The 11,984-nt window shown below is 32.0% G+C and carries 10 protein-coding genes; 6 read left to right on the forward strand and 4 right to left on the reverse strand.

Annotation, left to right across the window (positions count from 1 at the left end; all coding sequences use genetic code 11):
* The first annotated feature begins 51 nt into the window (after positions 1-51).
* The 4 genes from ACUUYC_RS15940 to ACUUYC_RS15955 all read left to right on the forward strand — a co-directional run bounded on the left by ACUUYC_RS15940 (position 52) and on the right by ACUUYC_RS15955 (position 4,537).
* Positions 52-564, forward strand: a complete 513-nt coding sequence (locus ACUUYC_RS15940; protein ID WP_474267455.1) for a GNAT family N-acetyltransferase — start codon at positions 52-54, stop codon at positions 562-564.
* 127 nt (positions 565-691) lie between these two features.
* Entirely contained in the window at positions 692-1,840 is a 1,149-nt protein-coding gene (locus ACUUYC_RS15945; protein ID WP_474267457.1) for a vWA domain-containing protein, read from the forward strand.
* A 146-nt stretch (positions 1,841-1,986) separates the two neighbouring features.
* Positions 1,987-3,468, forward strand: coding sequence for a sigma 54-interacting transcriptional regulator (locus ACUUYC_RS15950; RefSeq protein ID WP_474267459.1), 1,482 nt, complete (start codon positions 1,987-1,989; stop codon positions 3,466-3,468).
* A gap of 169 nt (positions 3,469-3,637) precedes the next feature.
* Positions 3,638-4,537: a hypothetical protein gene (locus ACUUYC_RS15955; RefSeq protein ID WP_474267461.1), complete on the forward strand. Its 900-nt coding sequence runs from the start codon at positions 3,638-3,640 to the stop codon at positions 4,535-4,537.
* A gap of 123 nt (positions 4,538-4,660) precedes the next feature.
* On the opposite strand, the gene ACUUYC_RS15960 is transcribed toward ACUUYC_RS15955, so the two are convergent.
* Entirely contained in the window at positions 4,661-5,944 is a 1,284-nt protein-coding gene (locus tag ACUUYC_RS15960; RefSeq protein ID WP_474267463.1) for a lipase family protein, read from the reverse strand.
* Between the two features lie 210 nt (positions 5,945-6,154).
* Here ACUUYC_RS15960 and ACUUYC_RS15965 point away from each other — a divergent pair, with 210 nt between their 5' ends.
* Complete coding sequence (locus ACUUYC_RS15965; protein ID WP_474267466.1) at positions 6,155-6,487, forward strand: T9SS type A sorting domain-containing protein; 333 nt, start codon at positions 6,155-6,157, stop codon at positions 6,485-6,487.
* 269 nt (positions 6,488-6,756) lie between these two features.
* Here ACUUYC_RS15965 and ACUUYC_RS15970 read toward each other — a convergent pair whose 3' ends face one another.
* The 3 genes from ACUUYC_RS15970 to ACUUYC_RS15980 all read right to left on the reverse strand — a co-directional run bounded on the left by ACUUYC_RS15970 (position 6,757) and on the right by ACUUYC_RS15980 (position 10,955).
* The gene (locus ACUUYC_RS15970; protein WP_474267468.1) at positions 6,757-7,788 is read right to left on the reverse strand and encodes a hypothetical protein; all 1,032 of its coding nucleotides are present in this window, start codon (positions 7,786-7,788) and stop codon (positions 6,757-6,759) included.
* An 819-nt stretch (positions 7,789-8,607) separates the two neighbouring features.
* Positions 8,608-9,165: an acyl-CoA thioesterase gene (locus ACUUYC_RS15975; protein ID WP_474267470.1), complete on the reverse strand. Its 558-nt coding sequence runs from the start codon at positions 9,163-9,165 to the stop codon at positions 8,608-8,610.
* 116 nt (positions 9,166-9,281) lie between these two features.
* Entirely contained in the window at positions 9,282-10,955 is a 1,674-nt protein-coding gene (locus ACUUYC_RS15980) for a CotH kinase family protein (protein WP_474267473.1), read from the reverse strand.
* A gap of 328 nt (positions 10,956-11,283) precedes the next feature.
* On the opposite strand from ACUUYC_RS15980, the gene ACUUYC_RS15985 reads away from it, so the two are divergent.
* Positions 11,284-11,928: a DNA alkylation repair protein gene (locus ACUUYC_RS15985; protein ID WP_474267475.1), complete on the forward strand. Its 645-nt coding sequence runs from the start codon at positions 11,284-11,286 to the stop codon at positions 11,926-11,928.
* Positions 11,929-11,984: the final 56 nt, after the last annotated feature.

The following is an 11,984-nucleotide window of genomic DNA, read 5'->3' on the forward strand; positions in this document are numbered from 1 at the left end:
GTTAACCACAACTGAGATGTTGTGATGCATTAAAGTAAAACTGAATTAAAAATGTTGAAAATCACAAAATATTCAGAACTTGATATAGAAGCTAAAAGTAAGCTTGAAAAATTTATTGAAGATGAATTTGGGCATATCCCAATTGTAAACGAAACTGAATGGGCTAAACCAGATTGGACCATCATTTACTATCAAGGCAACGAAATAGCTTCTTTTTACAACATTATTGAACGAAAAATATTTATAGACAATAATGAAGTAAAAATCGCTGGGATAAATAATGTTATTACCCCAAAAGAATTTAGAGGAAAAGGATATGCCTCAAAAATATTAAAAGAAACAGAAAATCTAATTTTTGATGATTTAAAATCTGAGTTAGGAGTTCTTTTATGTGCTGATGAGTTGATACCATTTTATGAAAGATTAAATTGGTATAAAATTGATTGTCCAATGTATTTCGATCAATCTAGTGGACAAAAACTATGGAATGCCAATGCAATGTTTTTGACAAAAAATCAAAGGATGTACCCAAAGCTAGTCAAGCTGAATGGATTACCTTGGTAAATAATAAAGGACTTCCTCACAAATTGCCTATCTGCAATCTTTCTCGTATTTTTATAAAAAAGAATAATCTGATACAAATCTTCACAATTGTAATTCAGATAAATTGAACAAGAAATAGCGTAAGAAGATGAAAGATATGAAGTTTAATTACGAAAAAGGGTTTACCATCAGTAAACACATTCCAAAGGAAATATCGCATTTTGATCGTGTATTTGAAATTTTTAAAGATGTTCTAACACATACATCAGGCGATATAGAAGAAGCATTCGATTGGCTCGATACACTCGACAAAGAATATGAAATCTTTACAGATGAATATACATTGCAAGACTTTAAAGACGATCTAAAAAAACGTGGATATATCAAAGAAGAAATTGATCCTGAAAAAGGGAACACTGGAAATGGAAGTGGAAACGGTAAAAATATATTGACAGCAAAATTAGAATCTGCTTTGCGTGCGTCTGCATTAGATCAAATATTTGGGAAACTAAAAAGAAGTGGCTTAGGAAGTCATAAAACTACAAAATTAGGAGTAGGTGATGAGCGCAATGGCGAAAATCGTGCGTTTCAATTTGGTGATGATTTGGCAATGATTAACATGACAGAAAGCCTGAAAAATGCACAAGTCAATAACGGAATTGGCGATTTACGCATTACCGAAAATGATCTAATTGTTGAAGAAACGAAACACAAATCACAAATGAGTACGGTGTTAATGATTGACATTAGTCATTCCATGATATTGTATGGAGAAGATCGGATTACACCAGCAAAGAAAGTAGCAATGGCTTTGGTAGAGTTAATTCACAGAAAATACCCAAAAGATTCTATAGATATAATTGTCTTTGGAAACGAAGCGTGGCCAATAAAAATAAAAGATTTACCATACTTAAAAGTTGGACCATATCATACAAATACCGTTGCCGGATTGGAATTGGCAATGGATATTCTACGTAGAAAGCGAAATACAAACAAACAGATTTTTATGATTACCGATGGAAAGCCAAGTTGTGTTCAGTTGCCATCAGGAGAATTTTACAAAAACAGTAATGGTTTAGACGAAATGATTGTTTCAAAATGTCTAAATAAAGCTGCTCAAGCGAGAAAATTGAAAATTCCAATCACAACCTTCATGATTGCTAAAGATCCATATCTGCGACACTTTGTAGAGCTTTTTACAGCACAAAATAGAGGGAAAGCTTTTCTAACTGGTTTATCAGGGTTAGGACAAATGATTTTTGAAGATTACGAAAAAAATAGAAAAAGAAGAATATAAACGTAACATTCCTTTTTCCGAAAAAACTAGAAATACCTCTGGAAAAATCCCCTTTCTTTTGTTTCTTTTCTTTGGGGAAGCAAAGAAAACGAAAATAAAAAACTAAAATTGAAATATAAAATGTTTAGATTATTTCCATTTTAAAAATGTCAATAGAAAAAGAAGAATATAAAAACATGCAAAAAGAAATCACATTCAAAGAATTAAAAAATTCTGGATATACAAATAAAACAATAAACGAAGAAATTCAAGCAAACTTAATAACACGTATCAAAGCAAATGAGTCCGTATTTGAAGGACTTTGGGGCTATGAAGACACTGTAATTCCACAGCTAAAAAAAGCGATATTAGCTGGACATCATATCAACCTACTTGGTTTGCGAGGACAGGCTAAAACCAAAATAGCAAGAAGTATGGTAGATCTGCTTGATGAATATATGCCAATTGTAAAAGGATCTGAAATAAACGATAATCCATTCGAGCCCATTTCTAAATATGCAAGAGATATACTTGCAGAACATGGTGATGAAACTCCAATTTCTTGGGTACATCGATCGAATCGTTTCTTTGAAAAATTGGCAACGCCAGATGTTAATGTTTCTGATTTAATAGGTGATATAGATCCTATAAAAGCAGCAACTTTAAAATTACCGTATTCGGATGAACGTGTATTACATTATGGAATGATTCCGCGTGCAAATCGTTCAATATTTGTTCTAAACGAACTTCCCGATTTACAGGCGCGTATTCAAGTATCTTTATTTAACATACTGCAAGAAGGCGATGTCCAAATTAGAGGTTTTCAGTTAAGAATGCCGCTCGATATTCAATTTGTATTTACGGCAAATCCAGAAGATTATACGAATAGAGGAAGTATTGTGACGCCTTTAAAAGATAGAATCGGATCACAGATTTTTACACACTATCCAAAATCAATCACGCTTGCGCGTAAAATTACAGATCAAGAAGCTAGGATTTCATCAGAAGATAAATCGGCAATACAAGTTCCTAACATGGCAAAAGATCTTTTAGAAGAAGTAGCTTTTGCAGCACGTACTAGTGAATATGTAGATGCAAAAAGTGGTGTGAGCGCACGTTTAACAATTAGTGCGATGGAAAACTTGATGGCAGCTGCAAAATTACGATTGATTGAAACTGGAGACGAGAAAACAACAATTCGTTTAGTGGATTTCATGTCTATCATTCCATCCATTACTGGAAAAATTGAACTCGTATACGAAGGAGAACAAGAAGGCGCTGATGAAGTTGCAAAAATATTGATTGATGATGCGGTGATGACACAATTTGAAAATATATTTCCACGTGTTCCTAAGCTAGAAAAAGAAGGCGTAAAAACAACATACACAGATATAATTGATTGGTTTGAAGACAATCTTTTGGAATTGAACTATACTGCTACAGATAATGAATTTTATACGAATATTAATGCTGTAACACCTTTAGTAGCTGTCATTGAAGAATATGCTTCCGATTATAGTAAAGAAGATCAAGCTTTTTGTATGGAATTGGTATTGTGGGCGTTGACAATTAACAATAAGCTGGATAAAACAGAAAATAATACGGCTTTTACATTCGATTCAATTGGCTTTGGGAAACATTTTTTATAGAAAACAATAGTATTTTTTTAATGTCTAGCGAGTTTTCGATCCTGAGAATATTGATAAAGAAGAACTGAAATTTAACTAGAACCAATTGCTAAGTTTTTTAAAAACAAATTTGATTCTGTATGGAATCTTAATGAACAACAAAAAAGAAAGCCAGAATAAAAACAGAAGGATGATGAAACTAACGAAGCAAAATTTTGACAAAGCCAGAGATTTTATTCTAGTAAATGCAAGAATGATTGAACGAAGACTATTTGACTTCTACTTTAACGACGGTTCGGCAGAAGGAGTTTTTCACTCAGTGTATGCGTATCGAAACAATGACGGAGGTTTTGGTTATGGAATGGAACCAGATACAGCATCGCCTGAAAGTCAACCACTATTTAGTATAATGGCGCTTGAAACTTTAGATGAGGTTAACTATTTAAACGCAGAATTAATCCTAAAAGATTTTATGCCATACTTTGAAAGTATAACAACTGAAAAAGGTGGAATACCGTGGATGTTTAGACCAAAAAGTGAATATCCATGTGGTGAACATTTTAAAACAGTAAAAGAATGGGCAGCGCTAAGTACAACTTCATCATTATTAGGAATACTTGAAAAACATAAAATAGACATTCCCTGGATGAAGAAGGCTGAACAATTTGTTTGGGAAGAAATAGAACGAATACAAGAGAAACATGTTTTTTGCCATTTATGTGTACCAAGACGATTACAATTTTTGGAATATACTAAAAACAGGAAAAAAGCAGACAAAGCAATCAACGATTTAAAAAAATGGATCGTTGTTGACGGAGTACTTTGCAAAGACATATCTGATGATGGTTGGGGACTTTACGAAAAACCACACAGTTTGATCTATGTTCCATATCCTGATCACGTGTTGAATTCCATCTTTTCCAAAGAAGCGATTGATTCAGATATAGAAGGATTAATCAGTAAGCAAAAAAATGATGGTCGATGGGATACTTGGTATGGAATTAGTGAAGGAACAAAACTAGAATGGGCAGGAATACAAACGTTATGGACACTAAAAGTTTTAAAATCACACGGAAGAATTGAGCAATAAAAGTATTACACTCTATGTAATTTCAAATTCAAACTAAAAATGTTTCCATCAAATCAGGTGATTCTTTGGAAACATTTTGTTAATAATAAATGGTAGTATAGTTGGTTGAATTATCTTTGGTTGCTAACTATTATCTTTCGCAATCGCTAATGCAGCTTCGTCAATTTTTCGTAAATCAACTTTTGCAATCTCCTTTACAGCATACTCATAATTTTCCAATACAACTTGATCTGCGGGCTTATTTGCAGCAAGTATTTTTTGGTAAGCAGTCATAAAAGGAACAATATCTAATAAGGTATGATATTCGCTCGTATGTTGAATAGCAGCTTGTGCAGCAAAACGCACCAAGTTGCGTAAATAAGCTGCATACTTTCCTAAAGCACTAGGAAGTACTAATCCTATGTATTTTAATTTTTTAGAAATCTGATCGTCAATAGAAGTATCAAAAGTACCATTCAAAGTTGTAGAAGGACTTATTTGCTGATATCGATTTACTGGAACTCCAATAATGTTTTTTGTTGCCAATGCGTTCAATGCAGCAGCGCTTGCTAATGTTCCAGTAAGCGTTTCTGAAGGATTTGCTTCAGTTGGTTGTTTAATATACTCATCATAAATTGTTGGTATTTTTTCCAAATCGTCTTTTTGCCAAGCATGTGGAACTACATCAATTGCATTGTGTTGACTTAAATAATAAATCTTATTAGCCGCAATTTGCTTTTCGTAGTATGAAGCAAAAGCTTCATCGCCAGGTGTTGGTCCAGCGGTTGGAAAAGCACCAATAGACGTCATGTTATTTGGATCCCATTCTGACTTAGTATCTGAAAGGTATAAAGCTAGTGTAGGAGACAAAGCGCCGCCCAGACTATGTCCAGCAACAGCTACTTGCATTCCTGTTAACGTAGAATTTTCACCTAAAAAGTTTTTCAAAGCAGTAATTACGGTTTCTTCTTTACTATTTTTCATATTCTGTAAAATAGATAAACCAATATATGTTCCATTTGAAATATTTCCAGAACTTGGAATGCCAGTTACAGTTTCCCAAGATTTAGTCGTATGTACTGAAAAGTCCTCTGTTAACCAACCAAATGGTGAATTTACATTCGTTCCAGCAATGGCAATAACTACTACATTTTCATCGGAATTATAATACATTCCCATGGTGTTATCTGCATGTACAGAATTTGATGTTGGATCGTTTGCATATACAATTGGTCCCCAAATTGCTTTCCAATTACCAATAATTGAAACTGTATCAGACATGACAGCAGCAGCTACTTTTTTTACATATGATTGCATTTCAATCATTCCGCTTTTGCAATCGGTTTGCTTCCAAGATAAACCGGAAGCTGAATTTACTGAGAAAGATAAGCTATAAATTTGTTTTAAGAGTTCTTTTGATGGGTTCATAAAATGTTTTCTTTTTCTTGAATTACTAAGTATGTGTTTTAAACAAAGTAAACATTTTCTGTAATTGTATATTAGATGACTTACACGCGAAAATAGAAACAGGTAGTTCTACTGATAAAAAAAATAAAATTGTTTATCAGAGTGTTAAAAAGAGGTAATATTTGTAAATAATTATTACTTTTGTAATAAATCACCCAAATTGATACAAGAGTGAAGCTAAGAATACTTTTAACAATTTTATTATTTTCTTTCGGTACTGCAATGTTTGCTCAAAACAATAGCAGTAATACCGCTTTTGCTTCTACAACTGAAACAGTTTTCAATATTTTACCAAATCCTGGAATCAACGAATTAAACATTAGACTTGCACAAAAGAAAAATGCTGCTGTGGAAGTATATAATTTGTTAGGTAGAAAAATTTATACAGGGAAACTGACAGCAATGCACAATGCTATCGATATCACTTCATGGAAATCAGGGATTTATCTTGTAAAAGTTATTACAGATAAAAAATCAATTACAAAACGTTTCGTAAAGAAATAATTCTTTTTTAGCTTAAAAGTTTACATGCAAGAGTTTGTCCTAAAGCTCTGTTATCTACTATTGTCTTTTTTAAAGGATAAAAAACATTTTTGAAAAATGAATCAACAAATTTATATTTCACAAACAAGGCATTATATTAAAAGCACTATAATTGAACATTTGAAGTTGCAGTTATAGTGCTTTTATAAAAATAATATGTCAGTTTAATTTCGAAATTATTGAGTATAACTTTTTCAAATCAATAACTACGGAAATATTATTTCTATGTATTAATTTCCTAAGATGTAAACTCCTGATCCGTCATTTGGAGCTAATCTTGGATTTCGAGTTTCTTTATTTCTAAAAATTGCCCAACCTCTCAATTCAAACTCACTAAGACATTTTGTCCCTCGGTAAATTTGGAGTTCTTTTTTGTCATCTAAAAAGTCGTAAAAATCGTCACTGGTGCTATTCATACGCCATGTTCCATAAATTTGATATGTTGGGAAAAGACTATAATTACCAGTACTACCATTTCTAACTTTATAACTACCATATACTTGCATAGAAAAATGAGTTTCATCCCATGTTCCCCAGAACGATTCTTTATGCTCAAATTCAGCAAATAGTTTTCGGTAAATTCCCCAATTATCATAACGAACTTTCATCTTACTATTAAATTTATATCTGCGTCCAGCATGACCATATATTCCATTTTCATCTACCCAATCAGCATATTCTTTCCAACCAGTACTCTCTTGTTTGGAACTTTGACAATCTTTACGAAGTGCTTTTTCTCCAAAATCTAATTTCGTTTCAAGTAATTCAATTACATTTTCTTCTGTACTAAATTGTAATATATTTGGATTCTTAATATTTTCAGCGATCAAATCATTATAATCAGAAGCGTTTTTAACAGAAAGCGCATACACTTTTTCCGTTGGTTTATTTACTCTATAAATCCAATCCCCAATTTGAACAGCTAAGTCTTTGTTTAGAATTTGTGCTAAATACGCGTCCTTTACCAAATCAACCTTGTTTTTTGCTAATGCTTTTGCTTTTCCATATGAAGTGTGATCCATCGTTGAAACCTTGCTCATAAATTCTGCTTCTATTTCAGGCGTTGGCATTTGAACCACTGTTTCAAAGTCTTTATAAGTCTCAAAAACAAGAAGTTCCCCATTGGAATAAATGCCTTCTAGTTTTTTATTAACTATTGCTGTTTTTTCATCTTCAATTGATTCTATACTATCTTTATCACATGACACAAATCCAATTGTTATAAGCGAAAGGAATATAATTCCGTACATTATTTTTTTCATAATTATACTATTTAATGTTACTATATATTTTAAGAATCATGGTCAAAACTACTTTCGACTATGATTAAAGATTCAATGCTTGTTAGCTATTTGCATCACAAAAACAACCAGTATGTCTCATTGATCTGCATTGTACTGGATTATTAGTTTCGCAGTAAGCCCAATATGAAGTCCAAGTATTAGGATTATGACCTCCAGTATTTCTCTCAGATTGAATATTGGAGATAGATTTTTTGTTTAATTTTAATGACTTTAAATTCTGTTTTTTCATAATGTTTGATTTTTGTGTTTATATAAATGTGAAATTGCTCTATTTTTATTGATGTTTGTGAAATATGCATCATCTCCAAATTGTTTGACGCTGATCATGCTTTTATCTTTGATACTATTAATTAGTGAGATTAATCTTTGATAAAAGTATAGCGTATGAAGTGTATAAAAAATAGAGAATCTATTTATAGATGGATTGAAGATATAAGCGTAGTATTTGCGTTAATAAGCGTAAAAAGCAGACAGGATATTATGATTTATTCTAGGAGAAAAGACATGTAATAAGTTGTCCTTTTTACGAGTAGCAATAGGAATTTTTTCCCGTTCTATAAATCTTTAGATACGGTTTAATGGTAGTTACGAGTGAATTTTTATGAACATTCTTTTTTTGGTGGTTGATTTTACAAGGCAATCCAACTCTATTATCTTCTTTTTGATGTGAGAATGCATGTTCAATAGCATTTTAAATAAAAGGTTGAATAAATAAACGTGAATAGCAATAAATTTCTTGGTCTAATCATCATAACCAGACCATATGAACAACAAACACTAAAGTGTATCCGTACACGTAACTTTGACTTTATAGTTTTTCAAATCTGACAAATAATCAGCAGGAACAAAATCTTCTCGGTCAAACTCTTCACGACGTTTACGTTTCATTTCAATTCGTTTCAAAGCCTTCAAAAAGCGCTTAATCTCTATTGTATTCTCTAAAATAAGACCGTCAACCTCAATACCTTTTCCTTCATTATCGCGTGCCACCATTGTAAAATATGAAGAATTACAATGTTTCACTTCACCGGTTTGAATATTTTCTGCTTCTACACGAATTCCCACAACCATTGAAGTTTTTCCAACATAATTAATAGAAGCGCGCATCGTGACTAATTCGCCAACATCAATCGGGTTCAAAAAATCAACAGTATCTACAGAAGCTGTCACACAATACGCTCGCGAATGTTTAGAAGCGCAAGCAAAAGCAATCTGATCTAACAAAGAAAGAATATAACCTCCATGAATTTTTCCACTAAAATTAGAATGCGATGGCAGCATTAATTCAGAAATAACAACTCTAGATGCTGAAGCAGATTTGTATTGTATAGACATAATAGATGATATAAGTGTAAAATATAATAGTATAAAAATACTGCTTCTTACACGATTTAAAAACCATTAAAAAAGAAATTACAATGTTCAAGCATCTAATATGAATAGATAGTTCGTTATTTTACGACTTTTAAATTCTTAACAACCGAATCCATAAACTCCAAACGCTCTTTTATTTTATTGCGAATATCTTCTGGAGAAAAACGTTTCCTATTAAAATCAGGATCAACCGACCAGCGAATACTATCTTTTTTATAAATTTCACCAGAACGTAAAATTTCAATCAACTTCTGAGTTCTTCCTAAAATATGAGTATCAGACAATACAGGTTTTTTCCCGTTTGTACCATTTCTCCAATCGAAATATCGATCCTTAAACATATTCACATTTTGAGCTGTCTTCATATAATCCTCCATCAGTAAAAAGCGATTATAACCAAGCTCATTTACATACTTAGGGTTTCCATACATAAGTTCGCTCGCTGGGTTAATATAGCTTGTATTCCATGTGCATCTTGGTGATGGCGTACAATAGTTTGCACCAATAGGAGAATAAATATAACACCAAGGATTATTTCCATAACACGTATAATATGGCGTTCCAAACGACCATATATAGTCCCAAATAACAGGTTCTAATTCGTTATCAAGATTGAGGAAATAGAACACATTTTTTCCATTGTAATAACTATCAGGATTGGCAAAAACATCGGTTATAATAAAATAATCAATCTCAGCTTTTTCAGCGACACTTTTTTCCCAGTCCATTCCATTAATCACTTCATTTTCGTACGAATTAATAGTTTCTTGAATATGTGTTTTTTGTTCGTTAGTAGCATCTTCACTATCAGGATATTCATACTGAAATGTTCTTCCAGAAACCGTTGTAAAGTCAGGTGAATTGTCTACTTCTTTCACAATAAATCCACCATCACTTTTCTTCGCAGTATTCACATGATTTTTTCCTTGTTGTATCTTTTCCCCAAATGTATATAATCCCCAATATTGATTATTCAAAAATACTTGTACATGTCTGCTTTGCGGTCCATAATGTCCCATGTCCGCATAGGTATCATATGATACTTTATTGCATAATTGCGAAGTGTCAACCCAATTGGCAATCATAACCCATTTATGACTTTCAGGCATTCCCATGATGGATAGTGGATTCTCTTTTCCAAAATTTAATGAAAAACTTTTCTTAGGAAAACCCAAACTTCCTTGACCTCTTGCATGAATGGTTCCTGAGCTTGCTTGATATGGACCAGACAGACTGTATAAACCATCTTCTCTAACATCGTAAAACTTAAACTCTCCATCTATTCGTGTTCTATCTACTGGCATCACTCCATCTTTGGTTGTAATGACTACATACGGGATTGGAGCTGTAGCATCAAATAGGTACTGTATATCATGTCTGATTTTTTTACTGACTCCATCACCAATCAACGTGACATCAACATCTAAATCTTGGTTTGTATATTTTTTGAGCTTCGCAGTATTTTTTAAGTCAATGGAAAACTCTTTAGAAAGTTCAAGCGTGTCGTTTGTATGCACTTTTCCATTCGCATTACGCAATGTATACGTATAATGTGAATACTTATCAAGATCACTCAAAGCAACATTTATTATTGCATTGTCATCATCAATAATAGTAATAGAATCACCAGTAATACCATATTCGGTATTAAATGATATTGTTGGATCAACGTTTTTTTTACAAGATGTTATAGTACTTATAAATACTAAACAAAATAGTATTTTCTGTAGAAGAGAGAAGGTAGGTTTCATATGGCTGGTTTAAAATGATTATCAATTATTTCCGTTAGTTAAATATAAAAGAAAAAAAGAATTCTTTATAGGAAATGGTGTGTAATCAGTTGTAAATCAATCAAAAACAGGTGTTTCTACTTGAGTTGAAAATAAGTAATGTGTTACCTTTTTCGATTTGAATAGGAATTAAAAACCTTATAAAATGATTTTGTCTTTGGATAAGATTATTGTAGTTTTAACTATGACAGGTTTTATAGAAATAAAATAGATTAAATTATACTAGAAATAACAAGAATTCTTGCTATACATATGTTGTGTGTAATTTATAAAAACAATCAAGAACGAAATGAAATTATCGTCAAAAGCACAAAAAATATATTCCGAAATCGACAAGGAAACTACGAAATTGGGAGACTTGAGGAAAATTGCAAAAGAAATAAAAAAAGATCACACTTTGGCTATGGAACTTTGGTCAACGAACGAATTTTTACCTCGTCAGTTGGCAATTCTAATACTAGACAAAAAGCTTCTAAATCAAGAGATGATTGACCAACTTGATAAAGACATTCAGAAACACGAGTTTGATGAGAGAAATCAATTAATAGATTGGTTAATGGCTAATCAATTAGCCAAAGACAAAAAGATAATATCTTTAATGGAATCTTGGGAGAAAAGTTCATCTAAATTACAACGAAGAGTATTTTGGTATTATCAAGCAAGATTAAGATGGATGGGAAATACAAATCATTCTAATACTGAAAGTTTATTAAGTTTACTAGAGAAAAACCTAATGAAAGAAAAGCCAGAAGTTCAATGGGCAATGAACTTTACGGCAGGACAAATAGGAAAATGGGAAGAGAAGTATCGTGATAGATGCATTTTAATAGGAGAAAAAACGGGGCTTTATAAAGATGAAATAGTAGCAAAAAATTGTGTTCCAAGCTATCTTCCGAAATTCATTTCAATAGAAGTTGCTAAATTGAAAAAATGAAATCAATGCGAGAAAACTACACAAAACAAAATATAAAATTTGTCCTTCTCTAGAGT

This window comes from Kordia sp. E (genome assembly GCF_056033805.1).

What these genes read in the sequence shown, in the direction of transcription:
- ACUUYC_RS15940 (WP_474267455.1), top strand. Translation starts at nt 52, where the DNA reads ATGTTGAAAATCACAAAATATTCAGAACTTGATATAGAAGCTAAAAGT.
- ACUUYC_RS15945 (WP_474267457.1), top strand. Translation starts at nt 692, where the DNA reads ATGAAAGATATGAAGTTTAATTACGAAAAAGGGTTTACCATCAGTAAA.
- ACUUYC_RS15950 (WP_474267459.1), top strand. Translation starts at nt 1,987, where the DNA reads ATGTCAATAGAAAAAGAAGAATATAAAAACATGCAAAAAGAAATCACA.
- ACUUYC_RS15955 (WP_474267461.1), top strand. Translation starts at nt 3,638, where the DNA reads ATGATGAAACTAACGAAGCAAAATTTTGACAAAGCCAGAGATTTTATT.
- ACUUYC_RS15960 (WP_474267463.1), bottom strand. Translation starts at nt 5,944, where the DNA reads ATGAACCCATCAAAAGAACTCTTAAAACAAATTTATAGCTTATCTTTC.
- ACUUYC_RS15970 (WP_474267468.1), bottom strand. Translation starts at nt 7,788, where the DNA reads ATGAAAAAAATAATGTACGGAATTATATTCCTTTCGCTTATAACAATT.
- ACUUYC_RS15975 (WP_474267470.1), bottom strand. Translation starts at nt 9,165, where the DNA reads ATGTCTATACAATACAAATCTGCTTCAGCATCTAGAGTTGTTATTTCT.
- ACUUYC_RS15980 (WP_474267473.1), bottom strand. Translation starts at nt 10,955, where the DNA reads ATGAAACCTACCTTCTCTCTTCTACAGAAAATACTATTTTGTTTAGTA.
- ACUUYC_RS15985 (WP_474267475.1), top strand. Translation starts at nt 11,284, where the DNA reads ATGAAATTATCGTCAAAAGCACAAAAAATATATTCCGAAATCGACAAG.